This window comes from Nocardia terrae, assembly GCF_009760405.1.
In the GTDB taxonomy this organism is placed as follows: domain Bacteria; phylum Actinomycetota; class Actinomycetes; order Mycobacteriales; family Mycobacteriaceae; genus Nocardia; species Nocardia terrae.
The window spans coordinates 12,986-36,390 of sequence record NZ_WRPP01000006.1 but is presented as its reverse complement, the minus strand read 5'-3'; the positions used below and the strand labels follow the sequence as shown (position 1 = coordinate 36,390).

Sequence of the window (23,405 nt, the reverse complement as noted above, 5' to 3'; positions counted from 1 at the left end):
ACCCACGCTCCTCTGTTCCCACGTCGAAGGTATGTTCCCACGCGGTCGGGGCGGTATGCGTCAGCGGCGGGTCGGGGGGCTGCTGTCTAGGAGATGACGGCGATGAGGTCGCCCGGCTGGAGGACGTCGCCCGGCTTGACGTTGATCGAGGAGACGGTGCCCGCGGTCTCGACGATGACGGGGATCTCCATCTTCATCGACTCGAGCATGACGACCGGGTCGTCGACCTTCACCTCGTCGCCGACGGAGACCAGGATCTCCTGCACGGTCGACACCATCTCGGCCTTGACTTCCTCAGCCATGAACACCTCTCGCTTCGTGGACCCGTAGCCCCTGACGGTACAGCCAACCACACATGAAAGAATGGCGACGACTGAAGGGAGATTACCTATGGGTAAGCGTGGACGTAAGAAGCGTGGCCGCAAGAAGAATGCCGCCAACCACGGCAAGCGGCCGAACGCCTGAGCTAGCTCGATAAGCTCGAAAACTACTGAGCGGCACCAGTTCCCATCGGGAACAGGTGCCGCTCAGTTGTATATAGGTATGTCCTATTCGGCGCTTTCGGCCCGGGACTCGACCACGCTATAGCTGGTCCGGATCTCCATCGTCAGGCGCTGCCGCAGGGAGTCCGGCGCACGGTCGCCACCGCACTTGCGGTTCAGCAGCGACTTGAGCTTCTCCTCCAGGCCGTAGGCCTCGATGCACGGCGAGCAGCGGTCGATGTGCTCGCGCAGCCGGTCCTTCACGGCCGCGTCGCACTCGTTGTCCAGGAGCAGCCAGACATCGGCGAGCACCGCCGAGCAGTCCAGATCGTCCATCTCGTCGCTCACTGGTTTACCTCCTCACGAGCAGCCCCCGCAGAGCGGTTCGAGTTGTCCCCGTCTCGATTGAATCCGCGTTCCCGCGCCACATCCGCCAGCAGTCCCTTGAGCTGCTTGCGTCCGCGGTGCAGCCGGGACATGACGGTACCGATGGGAGTTCCCATGATCTCGGCGATTTCCTTGTAGGGGAAGCCCTCCACGTCGGCGTAGTACACCGCCATCCGGAATTCCTCGGGCAGTTCCTGCAGAGCGGCCTTGATGTCGTCGTCCGGCAGCGCCTCGAGCGCCTCCATCTCCGCCGAGCGCAGACCCTGCGAGGTGTGCTCGGCGGTGGAGGCCAGCTGCCAGTCGGTGATCTCGTCGGTCGGATACTGCGCGGGCTGGCGCTGCTTCTTCCGATACGAGTTGATGTAGGTGTTGGTGAGGATGCGGTACAGCCAGGCCCGCAGGTTGGTGCCCTCGCGGAAGGACTTGAAGCCCTGGTACGCCTTGGCGAAGGTCTCCTGCACCAAGTCCTCGGCATCGGCCGGGTTGCGGGTCATGCGCAACGCCGCGCCGTAGAGCTGGTCCAGCAGCGGGAGCGCGTCACGCTCGAACCGCGCGGCCAGTTCCGCAGCGGATTCGGTGCTCCTGGCACCGGATTCGCTCACTTCGTCGTAGTCGACCCCTTGGTCGTCACCGGCGTCGATGCCCTCGCTGCCCGAGTCGTCATCACGCAGGCGATCGACCATCTCGTCGTCGCTCGTCACGCTAATCCCTTCGATCGCCGTAGCCATTGAATCTACCGCGAACAGGGATTCGGCCAGGAAACCGGCCGGGGGCGCGACGTCTGAAGCTCCCCTGCGGATCAGTGGCGGCCCGGTCCGCACCGGGGGCTCTTCGACCAGAACGGTCACCGACTCCTCCTTCGTGATTGACATCGTGCGCCCGGCAACCGTGGGCCCTGCGGTTGCTGCGAAGCGCGTATCGCGTTCAACAGGCCGGGTGGTCGACCTGTTCCCGCGCGCTGGAAAAACGGGTTGCGAGGGGCGTTTAGGGTGAGCCGCATGGCTGCTTCTACCCCGGCGATCAAGGCATTGGTGCAGGCGAAGGTGGATCACCGGGTACACGCGTATACCCATGACCCGCGCAGTGATTCGTACGGCGCGGAGGCGGTCGAGGCGCTGGCCGCGGATCTCGGGGTTACCGCCGAGCAGATTTTCAAGACGCTGGTGATCGAGCTGGGTTCGGGGGTGCTCGCGGTGGCGGTGCTGCCGGTCCCGACCAAACTGTCGTTGAAGGCGGCGGCCGCGGCGCTGGGCGGCGGGAAGGCCGCCATGGCCGACAAGGCGAAGGCCGAACGCACGACCGGCTATGTGCTGGGCGGGGTTTCGCCGCTGGGGCAGAAGAAGCGGCTGCCGACGGTGGTCGACGAGTCGGCCCTGGCGTGGGATCGGGTGCTGTGCAGTGCGGGCAAGCGCGGGCTCGAAATCGAGCTCGCCCCCGCTGACCTGGTACGACTCACGAACGCGGTGACCGCTCCCGTCGCTCAGGCGTGAGCGGAGACACAACCTCCGGATTTAACTTGCCTTTCCACAACTGAATGGGAATACTTGCGTCGTACAACTAGTTGAGGCTTACAAGAAGTTGCCCGACGCAAGGAGGTGAGACCGACCGTGACCGACGATGACCCGGCGATTACCCACACCGATATCGACGACGGCCTTGTCGACGCCATCGCTTACGAGATCGCCCGGCTCACCAAACTGCGCGATCGCACCAACGCCCAGATCGCGGCCATTACCGAGGGCGAGATCGAGCCCGCGGCCTACGCCATCCTGTTCCAGCTGATCCACAGCGGCCCGGTGCGCTCGGGCGCACTGGCCGAGGCCCTGTATTCGGATGCCTCGACCATCAGCCGGCAGGTGGCGAGCCTGGTCAAGCGCGGACTCATCGAACGCCGCGCCGACCCGGCCGACGGACGCGTCAGCGTCCTGGACGTGACCGCCGCCGGACGGGCGGTGGCCACCCAGATCCGGGCCCGCCGCAACGAGTCGCTGCGCCGGATGCTCGCGGACTGGACGCCCGAGGAGCTGGACACCTTCTCGACGCAGCTGCACCGCTTCGTCGACGGCTACGAGGTGACCCGGCAGCGCATGCTGGCCGATATCGCGGCCCACAAAGACCTTCAGTCCTATTACGCACCCGCGGAGAGCAATTCGTGACTACACAAGTCGAAGCGGCGGAGCCCGAAGTCAATTCGGCGGGCTTCACCCACAAGCAGATCCTGGTCATCATGAGCGGCCTGATCATGGGCATGCTGCTGGCCGCCCTGGATCAGACCATCGTGTCGACCTCCATTCGCACCATCGCCGATGAGCTGCACGGCTATTCGGCGCAGGCGTGGGTGACCACCGCCTACCTGATCACCTCGACCCTGGCCACGCCGCTCTACGGCAAGCTCTCGGACATGTACGGCCGCAAGCCGTTCTACCTGGCCGCCATCTCCATCTTCGTGGTCGGCTCGCTGGCCTGCTCGATGGCGACCTCCATGTACGAGCTGGCCGCCTTCCGGGCCTTCCAGGGCCTGGGCGCGGGCGGTCTGATGTCGCTGGCGCTGACGATCATGGGCGACATCGTGTCTCCCCGTGAGCGCGCCCGCTACCAGGGTTACTTCCTGGCCGTGTTCGGCACCTCGAGCGTCGTCGGCCCGGTCGTCGGCGGCCTGCTGTCGGGCACCGACCAGATCCTGGGCGTCACCGGCTGGCGCTGGGTGTTCCTGGTGAACGTGCCGGTCGGCATCATCGCGCTGGCCGTGGTGACCCGCGTGCTGCACCTGCCCAAGCGTCCCGTCACCAAGGTGCCGATCGACTGGATGGGCATCTCGGCGCTGATCGTCGGCCTGGTGCCGCTGCTGGTGGTGGCCGAGCAGGGCCGCGAATGGGGTTGGACCAGTGGACATTCCCTGTTCTGCTACATCCTGGGCGCGATCGGCGTACTGAGTTTCATCGCCGTCGAGGCCAAGCAGGGCGACGCGGCGCTGATCCCGCTGCGCATGTTCAAGAACTCCACCTTCGCCCTCGGCGTGGTCATCTCGGTGGTGGTCGGTGCGGCCATGTTCGGCGGCATCACCCTGCTGCCGCAGTACCTGCAGGTGGTGCAGGGCGCGAGCCCGACCAAGGCGGGTCTGCTCATGCTGCCGCTGGTGGCGGGCATGATGACCGGCTCGATCCTGGCCGGCCAGCTGATCTCCAAGACCGGGCGGTACAAGTACTTCCCGCCGGTGGGCGCGGCGCTGCTGACCTCGGGCCTGTTCCTGCTGCACCTGGTTTCGGCCGATACGAAGCTGTGGATCGTCATGATCTTCATGGCCATCACCGGCTTCGGCCTGGGCAACCTGATGCAGCCGCTGACCCTGGCGCTGCAGAACGCCCTGCCGCCCAAGGACATGGGCGTGTCCACCGCGGCCGCGACCTTCTTCCGGCAGATCGGCGGCACGCTCGGTGTGGCGGTGTTCCTGTCGGTGCTGTTCACGCAGCTGGCCCCGAACATCACCAGCTCGCTGGAAGAGGCCAAGCAGCCGGGCAGCTCCTTCTCGGTCGCCGCCGAGCAAGCCGTGAAGAGCCCCGACAACACGGTCGACAAGAAGGTCGTCCTGGAGCTGTCGAATCCGGCCACCGCGCCGGGAGCGGTCGGCCAGGTGCTCAATGACAGCTCGGTCATCCAGAAGCTGAACCCCGATCTGGCGCACCCCTTCAAGGAGGGCTTCGCCAAGTCCATGGACCGGGTGTTCCTCTCGGCCACCTTCGTGGCGCTGATCGGCTTCATCCTGGTGCTGTTCTGGAAGGAAGTGCCGCTGCGGACCGCGGGCGGCATCCAGGCCCGCAAGGAAGCCGTCGAAGAGGCGGACGCCGCGGCGCTCTGACCCGGACCGACAACCGAACAGACGGCATCTTTGTCGCAGAGATGCGAGTGCCCCCGCCGCGATGACGCGACGGGGGCACTGTCATTTCACAATTCGGGCGGTTTTCTGTGAGTTACTTGTGAGCGAGCAGTGAGCTTGTTGTGAACCCTTTGTCCGCAAGGTCCGATTCGAACCCGAGGATGTGATGAGGTTGTCCATTCGCACCGCTGTCGCGGCAGGAACGCTGGCACTGGCCCTGGGAACCGCCCCGATACTGGCCGCCACCGCGACCGCCGCACCCAACCCGAGCTTCCCCAACCCGGGAGCACCGGACAACGGGCAGCAGCCGAAGAAGGATGAACACCTCGACAAGGCCGAGAAGCTCGGCGGCGGGCTGATCACCAAGATGATCGATTCGGCGGCCGACACGCTCAAGTGCACGCTGAACATCCCGCTCCCCACCGTCAAGTGCGGCTGATCCCGACTCTCCAGCCTTCCGTGCCCCGCTGCGTTCCGCAGCGGGGCACGGCCATGGATGAGGAGGAAAGGATCAGATCAGGCTGATCTGACCGGCCTGTTCGTCTACCTGGCCCAATAGTTCGGGGCCATTGTTCTTGACGCTGTTGACCAGCGACGGCACCTCGCGCATGAGGATGTCCGAAACGGCTTCCGGCGACGGCGTTTCCAGCAGTTCTTCCGGAGCCGGATGATCCGGGTCCAGCCAGGCGTCCCAGTGCTCGCGCGGCATCGGTAGCGGCATGCGGTCGTGGATCTTGGTCAGATCGCCGACCGAATCGGTGGTCAGAATCGTGCACGACAGCAGCGGTTTCGCCTCGTCACCCAGGCTGCGATCACGCCAGACCGACCAGAGTCCGGCCATATAGAGCCGTCCGCCGTCGGATTTCGACATGAAATACGGCCGCTTGACGGCCTTTCCGAGCGAATCGGCCTCGGTGACCCACTCGTACCAGCCGTCCATGGGCACCAGGCAGCGCCGCTTCTTCACCGCGTCTCGGAATGAGGCCGTGGTGGTGGCCTTGTCGGCGCGGGCATTGAACAGCGGCTTGCCCTTGACCGGCACGCCGGGCTCGGCGGCCTTGGTCCACACCGGGATCAGGCCCCACCGCATGGCCCGGATGCGCAGGGTGGCCGGGTCCTCCGGGTGGTCGCGGTCGTGGCGTTCCACCACGGTGAGCACCTGATTGGTCGGGGCCACGTTGTAATTCGGGTTGAAACCCTTGTCGTCGGTCTCGTCGATAGCGTCGAGTTCGACGGCCAGCTTCGCGGGATTCGTCGTTGTCGCGTACCTACCGCACATGTCGACCATGCTGCCACCGAGGTCCGACACTCTCCAGCCAAGCCATGCCGAAACCGAATCGCCCACAATGTGATGGCAATTGACATCAGTTGGGTGGTGTGAGACGTTCGTCTCATCACACTCTCATCCTCAAGGGATCGCCGCCAATCATGACTGCAACCGAAACCGCCCCGCTCGATCAGGCCGACACGCTGACTTCGGTCAACCCCGCCACCGGCGAGACGCTCGCCACGTACAAGATCGATGATGAGGCTGCGGTGCAAGCGGCCGTCGCCAAGGCCCGTACCGCCGCCGCCACCTGGGGCGCGTTGAGCTACGCGGAGCGCAAGCGCCACATTCTGCGCTGGGGTTCCAAGCTGGTCGAGAAGTCCGATCAGCTGTGCGAGCTGATCCACGCCGAGAACGGCAAGCCCCTCGACGACGCGTTCCTCGAACTGATGCTCGCCCTGGAACACATCAAGTGGGCCGCCTCCAATGCCGAGAAGGTGCTCAAGGCCCGCAAGGTCGCGCCGGGCGCGTTCATGGCGAACTTCGCCGCGCACCTGGAATACCGCCCGCTCGGCGTCGTCGGCATCATCGGCCCGTGGAACTACCCGGTCTACACGCCCAACGGCTCGATCGCCTACGCGCTGGCCGCGGGCAACTGCGTGGTCTTCAAGCCGAGTGAATTCTCCACCGGCATCGGCAATTTCGTGGCCGCGGCGTTCGCCGAGGCGAATCCGGAACTGCCCGACGGGGTCTTCGTCACCGTCAACGGCTTCGGTGCGACCGGCGCGGCGCTGGTCAAGTCCGGCGTCGACAAGCTGGCCTTCACCGGATCCACCGCGACCGGCAAGAAGATCATGGCCTCGGCGGCCGAGACCCTGACCCCGGTGCTGCTCGAGTGCGGCGGCAAGGACGCGGTGATCGTGGCCGCCGACGCCGACATCAAGGCCGCCGCCGACGCGGTCGCTTGGGGCGCGACCGCCAACTCCGGCCAGACCTGCGCGGGCGTCGAACGCGTCTACGTGGACAAGTCCGTCGCCGACGAGTTCATCGCCGAGGTCAAGCGCATCCTCACCGACATCAAGCCGGGCTCGGACGCCAAGGCCGCCTACGGCCCGATGACCATGCCCAGCCAGATCGACATCGTGCGCCGGCACATCGAGGACGCCATCAAGAGCGGCGGCAAGGCCGTGCTCGGCGGCCCCGAATCCGTCAAGGGCCCCTATATCGAACCGGTCGTGCTGGTGGACACCGACGAGTCCTCGGACGCGGTGTGCGAGGAGACCTTCGGGCCGACCGTCACCATTCGCACGGTCAACGGCGTCGACGAGGCCGTGGAGCTGGCCAACAAGAGCAAGTACGGGCTCGGCTCGGCGGTGTACTCCAAGAAGCAGGGCATGGAGATCGCCCGGCGCCTCGAGGTCGGCTGCACCTCGGTGAACTCGGTGCTGTCCTATGCCGCGATCTCGGGCCTGCCCTTCGGCGGCGTCCGCGATTCGGGCATCGGCCGCATCCACGGCGCGCCGGGCCTCATGGAATTCTCGCGCCCGCACTCGATCGCGGTGCAGCGCTTCACGATTCCGGGCATGGCGCTGCTGTCCTACACGCGCACCGACCGCACCATGAAGCTGCTGCGCAAGATCGTGCCGCTGGTGCACGGACGCGCCAAGTGAATTGACGCTCACGAATGCCGGTCTCCTTGTGAGAGACCGGCATTCGGGGTTTTTATTGGGTCGGCGGCAGCGGAGTCGGGGCGAAGAACTCCTCGAGCGGAGTCGGACCCGTGTAGCGCTGGCAGTTGCAGCGCGACCAAGCCTTGATGCCGACGCCGGTCTTGCGGAACGTCTCGGCGTGACAGTGGCCTGCTTCGCGGTCGTGCAGGGCCAGGTCGTGGCCGCACCCGCACACGGCGGGCGTCTGCGCGGTCTCGGACTTCGTTCTACGGGACCCGAATCGGCCGATGAGCCACCCGCCACCGACGAGCGCGCCCCCGATGGCGAGGCTGAAGGGATCGATCACGGAAGTGAGTATACGTACCTATATACGTATACGTCCAGCGTGGATCGATGCACCTCCGAAAGGGACGCAAGCCCCGCAACGCCCCGATCGTTTGGGAGGATGGTGCTTGTGACTTTCTGGCCCGCGCCCCATGTCCGAGTTCCCGTCCACGCGACCGTGACCCTGCCCGGGTCCAAATCCATCACCAATCGGGCGCTGATCCTCGCCGCGCTGGCGGATCGGCCGTCCACCCTCACCGGCGCGCTGCGCAGCCGCGACACCAATCTGATGATCGAGGCGCTGCGGGCCATGGGCACCACGATCGAGGGCGAGGACACGACGCTCACGGTCACTCCGCCCGCCGAATTCACCAGTGCCATGGTCGATTGCGGGCTGGCGGGCACCATCATGCGGTTCCTGCCGCCGGTGGCGGCGCTGGCGCACGGCGATGTGGCCTTCGACGGTGACGAGCAGGCGCGGGTGCGGCCGCTGGGCACCATCCTGGACGCGCTGCGGACGCTGGGCCTCGACATCGACGGCAACCAGCTGCCCTTCGTGGTACACGGCACGGGTGCGCTGCGCGGCGGGCCGGTCACCATCGACGCGTCGGGCTCCTCGCAGTTCGTGTCGGGGCTGCTGCTGTCGGCGGCGCGGTTCGAGCAGGGCGTCACCGTGAACCACGACGGCGGGCAGTTGCCGTCCATGCCGCACATCGAGATGACCGTGGAGATGTTGCGGCGGGCCGATGTTCGCGTCGAGGCGCCCACCGATCCGCGCAAGGCGCAGACCTGGACCGTCGCGCCGGGCAAGATCCGGGCGGTGGACTGGGAGGTCGAGCCCGATCTGTCCAACGCCACCCCGTTCCTGGCGGCCGCGGCCGTCACCGGCGGCGAGGTGAGCATTCCGCACTGGCCGCGGTACACCACCCAGCCCGGCGACGTGATCCGCGAGATCCTGGTGCGCATGGGCGCGGAGGCGCGCTTCTACGACAACGTGCTGACCGTGCGCGGCCCGGAACGGCTGGCGGGCATCGACATCGACCTGCACGACGTGGGCGAGCTGACGCCGACCGTGGCCGCCCTTGCGGCGCTGGCGGATTCGCCGTCGCGGCTGCGCGGGATCGCGCACCTGCGCGGGCACGAGACCGACCGGCTGGCGGCCCTCGCCACCGAGATCAACCGGCTCGGCGGCAAGGTCACCGAGACCGAGGACGGGCTGACCATCGTGCCGAACCCGCTCGCGGGCGGGCAGTGGCGCTCCTACGCCGATCACCGCATGGCGACCGCGGGCGCGATCATCGGCCTCGTGACGCCGGGCGTGGAGATCGAGGACATCGGCACCACGGCCAAGACGCTGCCGAACTTCGTCGAGCTCTGGGAGAGCATGCTCGACCAGTCAGGAGTGGACCGCCACGGCGAGCCGGGAGCCGGACGCTGAGGCGCCGGGAGTACGACGAGTCCGACGTCCGGGTGCGCCCGGGCAAGGGCTCGCGCCCGCGCACCAAGACCCGGCCGCAGCATCTGGATGCCGAAGCGGCCATGGTGGTTTCGGTGGACCGCGGGCGCTGGGGGTGCGTGCTCGACGACGATCCCGATCGGCCGGTGGTGGCCATGCGGGCACGCGAGCTGGGTCGCACCCCGATCGTGGTCGGCGATCAGGTGGACCTGGTCGGCGACCTGTCCGGCAAACCCGACAGCCTGGCCCGCATCGTGCGGGTATCGGATCGGCGAACGGTGTTGCGCCGCACCGCCGATGACACCGATCCGTTCGAGCGGGTGGTGGTGGCCAATGCCGAGCAGCTGTTCATCGTGGTGGCGCTGGCCGACCCACCGCCGCGCACCGGATTCGTGGAACGCGCCATGGTGGCGGCGTATGTCGGTGGGCTGCAACCGATCCTGTGCCTGACCAAACACGATCTGGCGGCCGAATCCGAATTCGCCGCGGCCTTCGAGGATTTGGATCTGACCATCGTCTACGGCGGCATCGAGGACCCGCTCGAGCCGGTGCTGGAGCTGCTCGACGACAAGCTCACCGCACTCATCGGGCACTCCGGGGTCGGCAAGTCGACACTGGTGAACCGGCTGGTGCCGGACGCCGAGCGCGCTGTCGGCGTGGTCTCCGGCGTCGGCAAGGGCCGGCATACCTCGACCCAGTCGGTGGCGTTGCCGCTGCCCGACGGCGGCTGGGTCATCGACACCCCGGGCGTCCGCTCTTTCGGTCTGGCCCACATCACGCCCGACGATGTCATCCAGGCGTTCTCGGATCTGGCCGACGCCATCGAGGACTGCCCGCGCGGCTGCACACACCTGGGGCCGCCCGCCGACCCGGAGTGCGCGCTGGATCAGCTGCCCGGGAAGGAGGCGCGGGTGGCCGCCATTCGCCGGTTGCTCACCGCCCTGAATTCCAACGACCCGTGGTTTCGGGGAAATACCGAGACCTGAGGTAGCTGAGAAATCGCCCATTCGATACCTTTTGTGCATAACCGGCACGAAGGGACGTCATGGGCGAACAGATCCCCGAAGAGCCGCCGACCAGCGAGCGGCGGCATCGCATTGCCAAGGCCGCACGGGACAAGGCCACGCAGTTGCCGCGGGAGAACGACGAGGACCGCTCGCCGGCCGATCCGCACGATTGGACCGACGAGTGGGATCGGGCACGTTGGGCCCCCTGAGGGCGAAGTAGCAACATAATCGGTGGATGGCATTCGGTGAATGGCGTCGTCGACCCGGCGCGCGCGCCCGCTGGAATCCGCTGCCCCGGCTCGGCCGCGGCCTGGCCCGTCGCCGCACGACCATGCGCATCGCGCCCGCGGTCTTCGTGCTGGAGCGGTTCACGCGCCGGGTAACCAAGGGCCGCAAGGGAATACTGGACGTCGCCGGGCTGCCGGCGCTGCAGCTGACGGTGCCCGGCCGCCGGACCGGGATACCGCGCACGGTCACCCTGCTCTACGTTCCCGATCCCGGCGACGAGAAGCGGTTCCTGATCGTCGCCTCGAACTGGGGGCGGCCCGAGCAGCCCGCCTGGTCCGCCAATCTGCGCAGCACCGACCACGCCTGGCTCCAGGTGCGCGAGGAGTACTTCCCGGTCCTGGTGCGGCAGTTGACCGGCGGCGATCGCGATCGGGCCTGGCGGCGGGCGCTGGATTTCTGGCCGGGCTACGCCATGGAGCAGCGGCTCGCGGGCGAGCGCCGGTTCCGGATCTTCGAGCTCACCCGAATCTGAATTTGCCGACAATTCGCTGCTGTGGGAGCCGGATCAGCGCGGCCGGGTCAGGCGCATCCCGTTGTCGAAGTCGACGCCGCGCAATTCGGAACGGCTGGTGAGGCCCAGTTTTTCGAGAATGCGGGACATGTGGTGCCCGACCGTGCGCGGGCTCAGGAACAGCTCCGCGCCGATCTCGCGATTGGTCAGCCCCTGCGCGGCCAGCTTGGCGACCTGTGACTCCTGCGCGGTGAGCGGCGTGGCGGCCGAACCCGCCGGCTTGGCGCCGGTACCCGTGAGCTCGAGCTCGGTGCGGGCGCGCGCCGCCCAGGCGGTCGCGCCGATGTGGTCGAAGGACTCGGCCGCGGTGCGCAATTCCTCGGCCGCGTCGCGACGACGCCGGACCCGGCGCAGCCACTTGCCGTAGAGCAAGAGGGTGCGAGCGCGGCCGAAGCTGGTATGTCGGTCCTCGCCGACCGCGAGGGCGCGGCGGTAGTAGTGCTCGGCGCTGTCCTCCTCGGCCAGCAGGGCGCGGCAGGTGTAGGCGGCCGCGAGCGCCCAGCGGGTCCGGGAATGCCGCGCCCAGGACGCGATCACCTCGGCGCGCGCGGCGCCCTCCTCGAAACGACCCACGCGGCAGGCCGCCTCGACCATGTCGACCGCGGCCAGCCGGGCCACCGTCGGATGCGCGGCCTCGTGCCCCGGCAGATACAGCGCGCGCAGGCGGCGATAGGCGGACTCGGCGTCGCCGGTGGTGAGCGCGTGGAATCCGTGGTGCCAGTAGGCGTCCGCGATCAGCGAGGGGATCCCGTGCGACCGCGATATCGCCAGCGACCGCTCGACACTGTCGGCGACCACCTCCGCCTCGCCGCGTTGCGCGGCCAGGCGGGCCCGCAGGCTCCAGCACTCGGCGAGCACGTTCTCCGCGCCCGCGTCGCGCGCCAGGTCGAACGCCTCCGACAGGGTCTGCTCCCCCGCTTCCCAACGGCCACAGGCGAATTGCACAATCGCCACCTGCGGCAGCAGGCCCAGCGCGGAGGCGGGGGTACCGCTGTCGCGCAGACCCGCCGCCACCGCCAGATACGGCTCCAGCGCGCGTCCCGCCAGCCCCCACTCCACCAGTTGCGCGGCGGGCAGCAGCAGTCGCGACGCCGCGGCGGGCGACGGGGCGGCGTCCAGGTCGTCGAGTTCCCGCACGACCGCGGGGTCCTCGTCGCGGCCCAGCACCCAGCCCACCCGCTCGGTCAGCAGCCGCAGCACGCCCGCCCCGGCGGGATCGCGCGCCTCGATGGCCGCGGCGTCACGCGTCAGCAGGTTGTAGGCCTCGGCCGGTTCGCCGGCGAAGAGCTCGAGCAGACCGCCCAGGCCGGGGCTCGCCAGCGCGGTGTCGGCCAGGGGTGTGCGCATCTCGGCGAGCGCGAGCAGCCGCCGCGCGGATTCCAGATCCCCACCGTCGAAGGCGTATCGGGACGCGGTGGCCAGCCGCACCCCGGCCGCCACCGGATCGGGGGTGATGGCGGCCGCGCGGCGCAGCACGGCCGCCGCGGCCAGCGCCCCGGCATGCGCGTGGACGCGCTCCGCGCCCGCCGAAAGAGCCTGTGCCAACTCCGCATCCGACCCGTCGACGACGGCGGCCAGATGCCAGGTGCGCAGCTCGCGATGCTCGGCACCGGGGACGGCGTCGGCCAGGGCCAGGTGGACGGCACGGCGGTGCGCCGGGGTGGCGGCGTCGTAGGCCGCGCCGCAGAGCAACCGGTTGCTTCGCTCCACGTGGCCGTCGATGACCGTCAGCAGCCCCGCGTCCAGGGCCGACTCCCAATCCGCGGCCGTGACGCCGAGCTCGCCCGCGGCCGCGGTGACCATGCCCAGCATGCCCAGCTCCTCCGCGGCCACCACCGTGAGCAGGGTCCGCACCGGCTCCTTCAGCTCGGCCAGCCGGTCGGCGAAGGCGGCGCGCAGCCCGGAGCCGAACGGGACCGGGCCCCAGCCGATTCCGGCGAACTCCTCGGCCTCGATCGGCAGTTCCCGCAGGGCCATCGGATTGCCGTCGGCCATGCGCAGGATGCGGGCGGCCCGGGGCGCGCCGAGTACCCGCACCCGCCGCGAGAGCAACTGCCGCGCGGGCTCGTCCGCCAGGCGGTCCACGGCGAGCATCGGCAGCGCCCGCCACACCGAGGTGGCCGGGCAGTCCCGCGCCGCGGCCAGCAGCGCCACCCTGCTGCCGCTCAGCCGGCGCAGGGCGAAGGTGAGGGCGTGCGCGGTCGCCGCGTCCGCCCACTGGGCGTCGTCGACCACCAGCAGCACCGGGCGCTCCGCGGCGGCCAGCGCCAGCAGGGTCACCAGTGCCGCGCCGACCAGGAAGCGGTCGGCCGGGCCCGGGTCGCGGCCGATGGCCGCGCCCAGTGCGTAGGACTGCGGGGCGGGCAGTTCCGCGATGCGATCCGCCAGCGGAATCACCAGTTCGTGCAGGGCGGCGAAATCGAGTTCGGATTCGGCGGGAAATCCACGGCACGCGATCACCTGGAAATCGTTGGCACGCAGTTCCGTATCGCGCAGCAGCGCGGTTTTCCCGATCCCCGGTTCACCCGACAGCAGTATTCCGCCGCCACGACCCGCGCGAGCCTCGGCCAGGACGCGAGAAAGTTCAGCCTGTTCTCGTTCTCTGCCATGCAGCACCGGGATCTCGCGCACATCGCAAGCTACCCCGCCGTGTGAGAGGCGGACAAATACGAGAACTGTATGTCTGTGCGACCGAGATCACATGGGGGATATACGATTCCGAACCTTTCATCCAATGACAGATTCGATGACCGATTCAGCGACGGATTCAGCGACGGATTTGAAAACTGGCGCCCTACCGACGCCTTCCATTGCATTCCCAGAAGATCGCGTGATAAACCATTCGGCGTCAGCGGAAATTTCGCTGATTGGTTCGGCCCGAGGAGATCCCGTGCGGCGACCGGGATCGACGCCGAAGGGGGCCGCCGATCCCGTGCGCCGCAAGGGATGCGGACCTCGCCGGAAATAGCTAGCCTGCCGAGGTGGAAGACAGTGAGCGCAAGGAATTCTCGCCGCTCCTCGATGATGCTCTCGGCCCCGGCGCACCCGTCACCCCGGAAGTCCGGATAGGGCGCAACGATCCGGCGACCGGGCTGCCGGAGTGTGTGCGCTGCGGCCGACCGGCCACCCTGCACCTGCGGGCGGTGTGGCTTTCCACCCGGGCGGTGCTGGCCGGCGACACCGATGTGGACAGCCTGATCGAGGTCCACGCCTGCGGGAACTGCGCGGGCAGTGTGGCCGGCATGATCCTCATCAACTGGGACCCGCGCTACTGGGGCGAGTCGGTGCACCTGGAGTGAACGCCGAGAGCCTCAGCGCGGCCGCACGATTCGCATGCCATTGTCGAAATCGACGTCGACCAGGTCGGCCCTGCCGCTGAGCCCCAGCTTGCCGAACACCCGCGACAGGTGATGCCCCACCGTGCGCGGGCTCAGGAACAGTTCGGTCCCGATCTCCCGGTTGGTGAGACCCTGGGCGGCCAGCCGCGCCACCCGCAGCTCCTGCGCCGTGAGCACCGAGGTCTCACCGTGCGCGGTGACGGGCGAGGCCCGCCGCCCGGTGAGTTCCAGCTCCTGCCGGGCCCGCAGCGCCCACTGGTTCGCGCCCATGCGCTCGAAAGCCTCGGCGGCCATGCGCAATTGCTCGCCGGCGTCCGCACGCCGGCGCACGCGGCGCAGCCACTTGCCATAGAGCAGCTGGACGCGAACATGATTCAGGTCGTGGCGACTGCGCCGGGCGGCCAGGGCACGCCGGAAGTAGTGGTCGGCACGATCATCGGCGCACACCAGCGCCCGGCAGGCATAGGCGGCCGAGACCGCCCAGTCGGCGCGGGAGCGCACGGCCCAGTCGCGGATGTCCGCGTAATACCCGAGCGCCTCCTCGTGGCGGCCCACCCGGGTGGCGGCCTCGACCAGATCCAGTGCGGCCAGCCGCGCATAGGTCGGATGGCAGCCGTCGTTCCCCGGTTGCGCGAGCGTGCGCAGCCGCAGATAGGCCGTCTCCGGATCGCCCATGCTGAGCGCGTGGAAGCCGAGATGCCAGTGCACGGACGCGATCAGCGAGCGGGCCCGGCGGGGCCGCGCCAGCGCCAGCGCCCGTTCCGCGGCCTCCAGCACCTCGTCCGAATTGCCGCGCAGCGCTTCGATTTTCGTGCGCAGCGACCAGCAGTGCGCCAGCAGGTTCTCCACGCCGCCCGCCGTGGCGAGCTCGAAGGCCTCGGCCAGGGTCTGTTCGGCCGCCGGGAAGCGGCCGTTGGCGAACTGGATGATCGCCAACTGCGGCAGCAGCGACACCGCGGCCGGGGCGGCGCTGCCCCGCAGTCGCGCCGCGGCCTGGGTGTAAGGCTCGAGGGCCTGATCCGCCAGGCCCCACAGCAGCACCAGCGGCGCGGGCGGCAGCGGCCGGATCATGGTGTGGAAGCGCGAAATACCATCGTGCACGGCGAATTCCGCCGGATCCAGATCGAGGATGCCGTGCCCGGCGGCCCAGCGGGCCCGGTCGGCGTCGACCCGCAGATTCACCGCGGTGGCCGGATCCACCAGTTCGGCGTCGCGCAGCAGCAGCCGGATCGCCCGTTCCGGTTCGCCCGCGACGAATTCCAGCAGACCCGCCAGACCGCGGCCGGCGACCGCGGCCCGCTCCGTGCCCAAGCGGCTGGTGGCGCGGTCAAGCAGCCCGCGCGCCGAGGCGATATCGCCACTGGCCCAGGCGAATCGGCCCGCCATGGCCAGCCGCTCCCCGGCCCGCACCGGGTCGGGCGTGATGGCGGCGGCCTGGCGCAACATGGCGGCGGCCGCCAGCGGTCCGTGGCCCGAGTTCTCGGCCCGCTCGGACAGCGTCGCGGCCAGTTGTTCGTCGGGACGGTCGGAGGCCATGGCCCGATGCCAGATCCGCAGATCAGCCTCGTCCAGTCCGGTCAGTGCGGCCGACACCGCGAGCTGCGCGGCGCGGCGCTCGGCGGGCGCGGCGGCATCGTGGACGGCGGCGCACAGCAGCGCGTGGGTGCGTTCCACCCGGCCGTCGCCGATCTCGAGCAGGCCCGCTCCGGTGGCGTACTCCCAGGCGGTGGGTCCGGCCCCGAGCGCGGCGGCGGCATCGGTCACCGTGCCGAGCACGCCGCGCGTCTCGGTGGCGGCCACGGTCAGCAGGACCCGTACGTCCGCGCGCAGGTCCGCCACGCGATCGCGGAAGGCCGCCCGCAGGCCGGGGCCCAGCGCCATCGGTTCGGGCGCGGTGCCCCCGAGTTCGCCTACCACGCCGGGCAACTCGTGCAGGGCGAGCGGGTTGCCGCCCGCGACGGCGAGGATCCGGGCCAGCCGCTGCGCGCCGAGCGGTCCGTGCCGATCGGCGATCAGCCGGCGCGCCTCGGCGTCGGGCAGGCCGGTGACGGGCAGGGCGGGCAGCTCGCGCCAGACGGTGTCGGCCGGGTCGTCGCGCAGCGCGACCAGCAGCGCGACCGGCACCGCGGACAGGCGTCGAATGGCGAAGATCAGCGACTGCGCCGACTCCGGATCCACCAGCCGGGCCTCGTCGACCACCAGCAGCACCGGCCGATCGGCGGCCAGCACGGTCAGCAGCCGCACCAGCGCGGCCCCGACGAGGAAGGGGTCGGCGGGCCCGCTGTCCAGGCCGAGCACCGTGCGCAGCGCCCGGGCCTGGGTCGGCGCGAGTCGCGCCACCCGGTCGGCGACCGGGAGCAGCAGTTCGTGCAGAGCCGCGAACCGCAATTCCGATTCGGTCCGAATTCCCTGGCAGCGCAGCACCCGGAAGCCGGTGGCGTGTTCGACCGCGGCGCGCAGCAGCGCGGTCTTACCGATGGCGGGATCCCCGTACAGCACCAGTCCGGAACCGCGTCCGGACCGCGCCGCCTCGAGAATGCGATCCAATTGGATCAGTTCTCGTTCCCGCCCATAAATCATTCGCTCCTCCCACACACTCCGAAATTTAGACTAGCTAATAGCCTGCAACCAAGCCGGGTCTCGCAACTGGCACAAAATGTCCCTTGAATGACGCAGATCACAAACTCGAGTCGCGTAATTTACTAACGCACAAGGATGTTCGCGCGATATCCCCTGTCACTTTTCACAGGAACCAGAAGTGAAAATAGCGCGAATATGATTCTCGGGCGCCCCCACGACATCCCGGCCGCCCCGCCAAGGCACCGAAACATTCAGGCCGACAGTATCTTTCGCATCCGCGAACCTGCCGACCACACGCCGCGACCGGATGGCCGACCGGATTCCGGTGGCCCGAATTGAGTCACCCGCATTGGGAATTCACCGAACACGGGTACACGGTGGGCACCGCCGGCCCCGAGTCCGGCGGGCCGGATGCGCGCGAGCTCTATATCCGAAAACAGAAGTGCTCCCGGCGAATTCGCCGGGAGCACTTCGGAAGCCGATGAGTATCAGCGGAACAGGGTCAGGTTGACCGTGCCGTCGGCCTGCGGGTCGCAGCTGTACTGCCAGCCCTGGCCGCCGTCGATCGAGACGCCGTCCGGGGTGGTCCAGGAGCCCTTCGAGCCGTCCGCGACACACGCGTCCATGGTGGCGTAGTTGCCGCCGAAGTAGGACTCGGCGTGCGCGACGGCGGTGCCGAATCCGGCGATGCCCAGGGCCATGGCGGTCACAGCGAAGGTCTTGCGCATGATGTGATTCCTCTTTCCTTCTCGATCACCCCTCGGCGACCGGACTGGAACCATTTCATCCAATCGATCATGACTGTTTCATGACCGAGCGAAAAGCGCTGGTAGCGGCCGGAAACGAGAGAGCCCCGGATGTAAAACACCCGGGGCTCACCGTATTTCGCCTATCTAGTGGCGACGTTTGCTGCGCGGGGCGCGATCCTGCTTGCCCTGGGCGCGCTGGGCCTCGCGGCGCTCGCGGCGAGTGCCGCCCTGGTCCTCGTTGCCGTACTCGTCGCTGTCGCTGCGAATGGCGGCGTGACCGCCCTCGTCGGGACCGCTGTAGGACAGCGCGCGCGGACCGGACTCGTCGATTCCCTTGGCGCGCAGGGCCGCCGGAGCGCCATTGCCGTTGCCGCCCAGGGCCGCGTCCTCCTCGGTGGGCAGCGGGCGGTTGCCGACCGGCGACTGCAGGCCCGCGGCCACGTTCACGCCGACCGGCTGCGGCTGCTGCACCTCGACCTGGAGGTTGAACAGGAAGCCGACCGACTCCTCCTTGAGGCCGTCGAGCATCGCCGCGAACATGTCGAAGCCCTCGCGCTGGTACTCGACCAGCGGGTCGCGCTGCGCCATGGCGCGCAGGCCGATGCCCTCCTTGAGGTAGTCCATCTCGTAGAGGTGCTCGCGCCACTTGCGGTCCAGCACGCTCAGCAGGATCTGGTGTTCCAGCTTGCGCATGCTGCCCTCGCCCGCGAGACCGTCGATCTCGTTCTCACGGTTCTCGTAGGCGGCGTGGGCGTCCTCGAGGACGGCTTCCAGCAGTTCCTCGCGGGACAGCTCACCGACCTCGCCGTTCTCGTTCTCGCCGGTGAGGTCCTTGTAGTCGATGCCGATGGGGTACAGCGTCTTCAGCGCGCCCCACAGCTTGGCCAGATCCCAGTCCTCGACATAGCCCTCGGCGGTGGCGCCATTGACGTAGGCGGTGATCACGTCGGTGATCATCTCCTGCACCTGGCCCTCCATGTCCTCACCGTTGAGGATGCGGGCGCGCTCGGCGTAGATCACCTTGCGCTGCTGGTTCATGACCTCGTCGTACTTGAGGACGTTCTTGCGGATCTCGAAGTTCTGCTGCTCGACCTGGGTCTGCGCGGACTTGATGGCGCGCGAGACCATCTTGGCCTCGATCGGCACATCGTCGGGCAGGTTGAGCCGGGTCATGATCGACTCCAGCGCCGCGCCGTTGAAGCGCCGCATCAACTCGTCACCCAGCGACAGGTAGAAGCGGGACTCGCCCGGGTCGCCCTGACGGCCGGAACGACCGCGCAGCTGGTTGTCGATGCGCCGCGACTCGTGACGCTCGGTGCCCAGCACGTACAGGCCGCCCGCGTCGCGCACGGTGTCGGCGTCCTCGTCGACCTGCTCCTTGACCCGTTCCAGGGTCGGGTGCCACTGGGCCTCGTACTCGTCCGGAGTCTCGACCGGGTCCAGGCCCTGCCGGCGCAGCAGCAGGTCGGCGATGATGTCCGGGTTGCCGCCCAACACGATGTCGGTACCACGACCGGCCATATTGGTGGCCACGGTGACCGCGCCCGGGCGACCGGCCTCGGCGACGATCTGCGCTTCCTGCTCGTGGAACTTGGCGTTCAGCACGTTGTGCGCGATGCCGCGCTTGGTCAGCAGCTTGGACAGGTACTCCGAGCGCTCGACGGAGGTGGTGCCGACCAGGACCGGCTGGCCCTGCTCATGCTTCTCCTGGATGTCGTCGGCGACCGCGGCGTACTTGGCCTCTTCGGTCTTGTAGATCAGGTCGGACTGATCCTGGCGGATCATCGGCTTGTTGGTCGGGATCGGCACCACGCCCAGGCCGTAGGTCTGGTGCAGCTCGGCCGCCTCGGTCTCGGCGGTACCGGTCATGCCCGACAGCTTGTCGTACAGACGGAAGTAGTTCTGCAGCGTGATCGTGGCCAGCGTCTGGTTCTCCGGCTGGATCTCGACGCCTTCCTTGGCCTCGATGGCCTGGTGCATGCCCTCGTTGTAGCGGCGGCCCACCAGGATGCGGCCGGTGAACTCGTCGACGATGATGACCTCGCCGTTGCGGACGATGTAGTCCTTGTCCTTGGTGTAGAGCTCCTTGGCCTTGATGGCGTTGTTCAGGTAGCTCACCAGCGGCGAGTTCGCGGCCTCGTAGAGGTTGTCGATGCCCAGCTGGTCCTCGACGAACTCGACGCCGGCCTCGTGCACACCGATGGTGCGCTTCTTGATGTCGACCTCGTAGTGCAGGTCCTTCTTCAGCAGCGGCGCGATGCGCGCGAACTCCGCGTACCACTTCGAGGAGGCGTCGGCCGGGCCCGAGATGATCAGCGGGGTGCGGGCCTCGTCGATGAGGATGGAGTCGACCTCGTCGACGATGGCGAAGTTGTGCCCGCGCTGGACCAGATCCTCCAGCGAGTGGGTCATGTTGTCGCGCAGGTAGTCGAAGCCGAACTCGTTGTTCGTGCCGTAGGTGATGTCCGCGGCGTAGGCCTCGCGGCGCTCGGCCGGGGTCATGCCGCCCAGGATCACGCCGACCTCGAGACCGAGGAAGCGGTGCACGCGGCCCATCCACTCGGCGTCGCGCTTGGCGAGGTAGTCGTTGACGGTGACGACGTGCACGCCCTCGCCGGAGATGGCGTTGAGGTAGGCGGGCAGCACACAGGTCAGGGTCTTGCCCTCACCGGTCTTCATCTCCGCCACATTGCCGATGTGCAGGGCGCCGCCGCCCATGATCTGCACCTTGTAGTGCTTCTGGTTGAGCACTCGCCAGGACGCTTCGCGCGCGGTCGCGAACGCCTCCAGCAGCAGCTCGTCGAGGCTCTCGCCGTCGGCGTAGCGCTGCTGGAACTCGGCGGTCTTGGCCTGCAACTCGGCGTCGGACAACGCCGTGAACTCCTCGTCGAGGGCGATAACCTCGTCCGCCAGGGCAGCCAGCCGCTTGACCGTGCGACCTTCACCAATCCGTAGCAACCTTGAAAAACTCAGCGCAGGCACGGGTCTTGTAGTCCTCTGGTCGGTGTTGTCGGTAGCCCCCACCACGGCGGGAAGCCTGCGCGCGGGCGCGCAATCACTAGCCATGGTAATCCGGTGCCCAGCATAGGCGCGGAGGTGCGCCGATGCTCGGACAGCGGGGACGATATCCGCCCACAGCGGAACCGCGGGCGGATCGATCCCGGACTCCCAGCGACCTCTCAGCGAATGGCTTTGCGTCCCACGCTGTTTCGAAACCCCTGAAGTACCATGTAGGGGGTCCGGCGTGCGATGGTCTGCGCTCGCGCGCCCGGAGCAGGGGACACCGACGACGGTGTGGGATTTCGGGCAGTGCCGCCCATCCATTCCCCCAGGTGATCGGATTGCGATAGCTTGCCTCTCGGGACGGCTTCATGCCGTAGATGTGCCGACGCCTGGCAGGGGGAAACTGCGGGCGCAGGCAGTGATTAGGGAGTAGCGGGCAGCGTGATCACCAGACTGACGCCGCAGGACGCGTCGTTCTATCGGTTGGAATCCAGTAGCAACCCGATGCACATCGGCTCCCTGGCAATTCTGCGCAATTCCACACCGGCCCGGAATTCCGGGCACGGTCCGCTGGATTACGAGCGCCTGGTGTCGCTGGTCGAGTCGCGCTTGCCGCTGGTGCCGCTCTACCGCCGCAAGGTGCGGGAGATCCCGTTCGCCCTGGGCCGCCCGGTCTGGGTGGACGACAGCCACTTCGACATCACCTATCACATCCGGCGTTCCGCGCTGCCCGAGCCGGGCACCGACGAGCAGCTGCTGGACCTGGTGGCGCGGCTGGCCTCGCGCCCGCTCGACCACACCCGGCCGCTGTGGGAGATGTACCTGGTCGAGGGCCTGTCCGAGGGCCGCTGCGCCATCTTCACCAAGACCCACTCCGCACTGGTGGACGGCGACAGCGCGCTCGAGATCGGACATGTGATCCTCGACACCTCCACCGCCCCACGCGAAGTCGCCGACGACGCCTGGATCGCGCATCGCGAACCCGCCGATCTGGAACTGCTGGTCGGCGCGGTCCTGCATCTGGCCGCGCAGCCGCGCGAGGGACTCGAGGTGGCCCGCCACCACGTGGCCGAGGCGTTCTCCATGATCGACGCCACCGGCAAGGCCGTGCAGAAGCTGGTGTCCATGGTCCGCACCGCGGCCATCGGCGCGCCCGACAGCCCATTGAACACCCGGACCTCGCGCAATCGCCGCTTCGAGGTGGTGCGCACCGATCTCGAGGACTACCGCAAGATCCGCAAGCGCTTCGACTGCTCCATCAACGATGTGATCCTGGCGGTGGTGACGGGTGCGCTGCGCAACTGGCTGCTCTCACGCGGGCAGGTGCTCACCGAGGCCGACACGCTGCGGGCGGTCGTGCCCATGTCGGTCTACGCCGACGGGCCGCACGGCGAGCTCAAACCGGCCGGCGAGGTCACCTCGCTGCTGCTGGATCTGCCGGTGGGCGAACCCAATCCGGTGATCCGCATGTCGCACATCAAACACGCCACCGAGGCGCACGCCCGGCATCAGCGCGGGGTGCGGGCGCGCACCCTGGTGCACATGGCCGGATTCGCTCCGGCGAGCCTGCATGCCATGAGCGTGCGGTCGGCGAGTACTTTTGCAGAGCACACGTTCAATCTGGTGATCACCAACGCGCCGGGTCCGCAGCAGCCCATGTACATCGGCGGCGCGCGGATGCTGGAGATGTATCCGGTGTCGCCGTTGCTGCGCTTTCAGGCTCTGAGCATCGGGCTCACGTCCTACGACGGACGGGTGTTCTACGGACTCACCGCCGATCGCGACGCCATGGCCGACATCGCGGTGCTGACCGCTTCGGTGCACGAGTCGATGGAGGAGATGCTCGGTGCCTGCGTCCAGTGAGTCGTCGCGCGTGTCGAAGAAGCTGCGGGTCTATGTCCCGGCCACCGTGCCGATGCTGCGGGAACTGGTCGCCGACCGGGAGATCCGCGCGCTCAACGACACGGCCTTCGCGGTGACACCCGCGCTGCGCGAGGCGTACGCCTCCGGCGACGACGAAGAACTCGCCGAGGTGGCGATGGCCGAGGCCGCGCGCGCCTCGCTGCGACTACTCGCGGAGGAACAGGCCGCCGCGGATCTGGGCGGCAGCGATGCGGGCGACGAATCCGACACCGCCCCCAAGGGACCGATCTTCCGGCGCGCGGTCATCGCCGCCGACGTCGACGACGCGACCCTGCGCCCGGATCTCGATGACGCGGTGGTCCGGCTGTCGGCCGCGATCCCCTACGACCGCATCGCCTCGATCCACGTGGATCTGGCCGAGGCCGAGTCGGAGGTGTCGAAGGCCGTCGAGGTGATCGACGCCGCCGACATGGGCGACACCGACGCCGAATTCGTGCTCGGCGACGCCGAGGATCACCAGCTCGCCTGGTACGCCGCCCAGGAACTCCCGTTCCTCCTCGAGCTGCTCTGAGCTCAGAACTCACAAATTCTCGATTCGTGCCCCCG

22 protein-coding genes are annotated in these 23,405 nt (G+C 68.4%); 13 read left to right on the top strand and 9 right to left on the bottom strand.

Annotated features, from left to right (window positions below; genetic code table 11):
* Positions 1-86 precede the first annotated feature (86 nt).
* Entirely contained in the window at positions 87-302 is a 216-nt protein-coding gene (locus tag GPX89_RS28020; RefSeq protein WP_157390727.1) for a biotin/lipoyl-binding carrier protein, read from the bottom strand.
* An 88-nt stretch (positions 303-390) separates the two neighbouring features.
* Between GPX89_RS28020 and GPX89_RS46295 the strand changes: the two genes are divergently transcribed.
* Positions 391-465, top strand: a complete 75-nt coding sequence (locus GPX89_RS46295) for a 50S ribosomal protein bL37 (protein ID WP_153805149.1) — start codon at positions 391-393, stop codon at positions 463-465.
* Between the two features lie 83 nt (positions 466-548).
* Here the strand turns inward: GPX89_RS46295 and rsrA are convergent, their stop codons facing one another.
* Positions 549-818, bottom strand: a complete 270-nt coding sequence (gene rsrA, locus GPX89_RS28010) for a mycothiol system anti-sigma-R factor (protein ID WP_157391174.1) — start codon at positions 816-818, stop codon at positions 549-551.
* Between the two features lie 8 nt (positions 819-826).
* Complete coding sequence (locus GPX89_RS28005) at positions 827-1,552, bottom strand: sigma-70 family RNA polymerase sigma factor (RefSeq protein ID WP_157391173.1); 726 nt, start codon at positions 1,550-1,552, stop codon at positions 827-829.
* A gap of 315 nt (positions 1,553-1,867) precedes the next feature.
* On the opposite strand from GPX89_RS28005, the gene ybaK reads away from it, so the two are divergent.
* From ybaK to GPX89_RS27985, 4 genes are all read left to right on the top strand, one after another.
* Entirely contained in the window at positions 1,868-2,359 is a 492-nt protein-coding gene (gene ybaK / locus GPX89_RS28000) for a Cys-tRNA(Pro) deacylase (protein WP_157390726.1), read from the top strand.
* A 117-nt stretch (positions 2,360-2,476) separates the two neighbouring features.
* Positions 2,477-3,025 carry a MarR family winged helix-turn-helix transcriptional regulator gene (locus GPX89_RS27995; protein WP_328602389.1) on the top strand — a complete coding sequence of 183 codons (549 nt, stop codon included), beginning with the start codon at positions 2,477-2,479 and terminating at the stop codon, positions 3,023-3,025.
* Positions 3,026-3,096: 71 nt separating this feature from the next.
* Complete coding sequence (locus tag GPX89_RS27990) at positions 3,097-4,725, top strand: MDR family MFS transporter (RefSeq protein WP_157391171.1); 1,629 nt, start codon at positions 3,097-3,099, stop codon at positions 4,723-4,725.
* A gap of 184 nt (positions 4,726-4,909) precedes the next feature.
* Positions 4,910-5,182, top strand: a complete 273-nt coding sequence (locus GPX89_RS27985; RefSeq protein WP_157390725.1) for a hypothetical protein — start codon at positions 4,910-4,912, stop codon at positions 5,180-5,182.
* Positions 5,183-5,254: 72 nt separating this feature from the next.
* On the opposite strand, the gene GPX89_RS27980 is transcribed toward GPX89_RS27985, so the two are convergent.
* Entirely contained in the window at positions 5,255-6,022 is a 768-nt protein-coding gene (locus GPX89_RS27980; RefSeq protein WP_157390724.1) for an SOS response-associated peptidase, read from the bottom strand.
* A 149-nt stretch (positions 6,023-6,171) separates the two neighbouring features.
* Here GPX89_RS27980 and GPX89_RS27975 point away from each other — a divergent pair, with 149 nt between their 5' ends.
* A complete protein-coding gene (locus GPX89_RS27975; protein WP_157390723.1) occupies positions 6,172-7,680 on the top strand; it encodes an aldehyde dehydrogenase family protein in 1,509 nt (502 codons plus the stop codon).
* A 52-nt stretch (positions 7,681-7,732) separates the two neighbouring features.
* On the opposite strand, the gene GPX89_RS27970 is transcribed toward GPX89_RS27975, so the two are convergent.
* On the bottom strand, positions 7,733-8,026 hold the full coding sequence (locus GPX89_RS27970; RefSeq protein ID WP_198347635.1) for a hypothetical protein: 294 nt from the start codon (positions 8,024-8,026) through the stop codon (positions 7,733-7,735).
* Between the two features lie 99 nt (positions 8,027-8,125).
* Between GPX89_RS27970 and aroA the strand changes: the two genes are divergently transcribed.
* The 4 genes from aroA to GPX89_RS27950 are packed head-to-tail and all read left to right on the top strand — an operon-like array spanning position 8,126 to position 11,227.
* The gene (gene aroA / locus GPX89_RS27965; protein ID WP_157390722.1) at positions 8,126-9,442 is read left to right on the top strand and encodes a 3-phosphoshikimate 1-carboxyvinyltransferase; all 1,317 of its coding nucleotides are present in this window, start codon (positions 8,126-8,128) and stop codon (positions 9,440-9,442) included.
* Entirely contained in the window at positions 9,439-10,446 is a 1,008-nt protein-coding gene (gene rsgA, locus GPX89_RS27960; RefSeq protein ID WP_157391170.1) for a ribosome small subunit-dependent GTPase A, read from the top strand. The genes aroA and rsgA overlap by 4 nt, the downstream gene beginning before the upstream one ends.
* A gap of 59 nt (positions 10,447-10,505) precedes the next feature.
* Positions 10,506-10,676, top strand: a complete 171-nt coding sequence (locus GPX89_RS27955) for a hypothetical protein (RefSeq protein WP_157390721.1) — start codon at positions 10,506-10,508, stop codon at positions 10,674-10,676.
* A gap of 26 nt (positions 10,677-10,702) precedes the next feature.
* Positions 10,703-11,227 carry a nitroreductase family deazaflavin-dependent oxidoreductase gene (locus GPX89_RS27950; RefSeq protein WP_157390720.1) on the top strand — a complete coding sequence of 175 codons (525 nt, stop codon included), beginning with the start codon at positions 10,703-10,705 and terminating at the stop codon, positions 11,225-11,227.
* A 33-nt stretch (positions 11,228-11,260) separates the two neighbouring features.
* Here the strand turns inward: GPX89_RS27950 and GPX89_RS27945 are convergent, their stop codons facing one another.
* Entirely contained in the window at positions 11,261-13,897 is a 2,637-nt protein-coding gene (locus tag GPX89_RS27945) for an AAA family ATPase (protein WP_157390719.1), read from the bottom strand.
* Between the two features lie 350 nt (positions 13,898-14,247).
* Here GPX89_RS27945 and GPX89_RS27940 point away from each other — a divergent pair, with 350 nt between their 5' ends.
* Entirely contained in the window at positions 14,248-14,565 is a 318-nt protein-coding gene (locus GPX89_RS27940; RefSeq protein WP_157390718.1) for a hypothetical protein, read from the top strand.
* A 12-nt stretch (positions 14,566-14,577) separates the two neighbouring features.
* On the opposite strand, the gene GPX89_RS27935 is transcribed toward GPX89_RS27940, so the two are convergent.
* The 3 genes from GPX89_RS27935 to secA all read right to left on the bottom strand — a co-directional run bounded on the left by GPX89_RS27935 (position 14,578) and on the right by secA (position 20,915).
* Positions 14,578-17,184: a helix-turn-helix transcriptional regulator gene (locus tag GPX89_RS27935; RefSeq protein WP_157390717.1), complete on the bottom strand. Its 2,607-nt coding sequence runs from the start codon at positions 17,182-17,184 to the stop codon at positions 14,578-14,580.
* A 488-nt stretch (positions 17,185-17,672) separates the two neighbouring features.
* A complete protein-coding gene (locus tag GPX89_RS27930) occupies positions 17,673-17,912 on the bottom strand; it encodes a hypothetical protein (RefSeq protein WP_157390716.1) in 240 nt (79 codons plus the stop codon).
* A 165-nt stretch (positions 17,913-18,077) separates the two neighbouring features.
* The gene (secA, locus tag GPX89_RS27925; RefSeq protein WP_328602387.1) at positions 18,078-20,915 is read right to left on the bottom strand and encodes a preprotein translocase subunit SecA; all 2,838 of its coding nucleotides are present in this window, start codon (positions 20,913-20,915) and stop codon (positions 18,078-18,080) included.
* A 462-nt stretch (positions 20,916-21,377) separates the two neighbouring features.
* On the opposite strand from secA, the gene GPX89_RS27920 reads away from it, so the two are divergent.
* Together GPX89_RS27920 and GPX89_RS27915 are read left to right on the top strand one after the other, a co-directional pair.
* Entirely contained in the window at positions 21,378-22,799 is a 1,422-nt protein-coding gene (locus GPX89_RS27920) for a WS/DGAT/MGAT family O-acyltransferase (RefSeq protein WP_328602386.1), read from the top strand.
* A 22-nt stretch (positions 22,800-22,821) separates the two neighbouring features.
* Positions 22,822-23,370 carry a DUF6912 family protein gene (locus GPX89_RS27915; protein ID WP_157391168.1) on the top strand — a complete coding sequence of 183 codons (549 nt, stop codon included), beginning with the start codon at positions 22,822-22,824 and terminating at the stop codon, positions 23,368-23,370.
* Positions 23,371-23,405 lie beyond the last annotated feature (35 nt).

Excerpts from the sequence above, each read along its gene's own strand:
- GPX89_RS28020 (WP_157390727.1), bottom strand. The coding sequence starts at position 302 with ATGGCTGAGGAAGTCAAGGCCGAGATGGTGTCGACCGTGCAGGAGATC.
- GPX89_RS27955 (WP_157390721.1), top strand. The coding sequence starts at position 10,506 with ATGGGCGAACAGATCCCCGAAGAGCCGCCGACCAGCGAGCGGCGGCAT.
- GPX89_RS27950 (WP_157390720.1), top strand. The coding sequence starts at position 10,703 with ATGGCATTCGGTGAATGGCGTCGTCGACCCGGCGCGCGCGCCCGCTGG.
- GPX89_RS27990 (WP_157391171.1), top strand. The coding sequence starts at position 3,097 with ATGAGCGGCCTGATCATGGGCATGCTGCTGGCCGCCCTGGATCAGACC.
- ybaK (WP_157390726.1), top strand. The coding sequence starts at position 1,868 with ATGGCTGCTTCTACCCCGGCGATCAAGGCATTGGTGCAGGCGAAGGTG.
- GPX89_RS27985 (WP_157390725.1), top strand. The coding sequence starts at position 4,910 with ATGAGGTTGTCCATTCGCACCGCTGTCGCGGCAGGAACGCTGGCACTG.
- GPX89_RS27980 (WP_157390724.1), bottom strand. The coding sequence starts at position 6,022 with ATGTGCGGTAGGTACGCGACAACGACGAATCCCGCGAAGCTGGCCGTC.
- GPX89_RS27975 (WP_157390723.1), top strand. The coding sequence starts at position 6,172 with ATGACTGCAACCGAAACCGCCCCGCTCGATCAGGCCGACACGCTGACT.
- aroA (WP_157390722.1), top strand. The coding sequence starts at position 8,126 with ATGGTGCTTGTGACTTTCTGGCCCGCGCCCCATGTCCGAGTTCCCGTC.
- rsrA (WP_157391174.1), bottom strand. The coding sequence starts at position 818 with ATGGACGATCTGGACTGCTCGGCGGTGCTCGCCGATGTCTGGCTGCTC.
- GPX89_RS27935 (WP_157390717.1), bottom strand. The coding sequence starts at position 17,184 with ATGATTTATGGGCGGGAACGAGAACTGATCCAATTGGATCGCATTCTC.
- GPX89_RS28005 (WP_157391173.1), bottom strand. The coding sequence starts at position 1,552 with ATGGTCGATCGCCTGCGTGATGACGACTCGGGCAGCGAGGGCATCGAC.
- GPX89_RS27930 (WP_157390716.1), bottom strand. The coding sequence starts at position 17,912 with ATGCGCAAGACCTTCGCTGTGACCGCCATGGCCCTGGGCATCGCCGGA.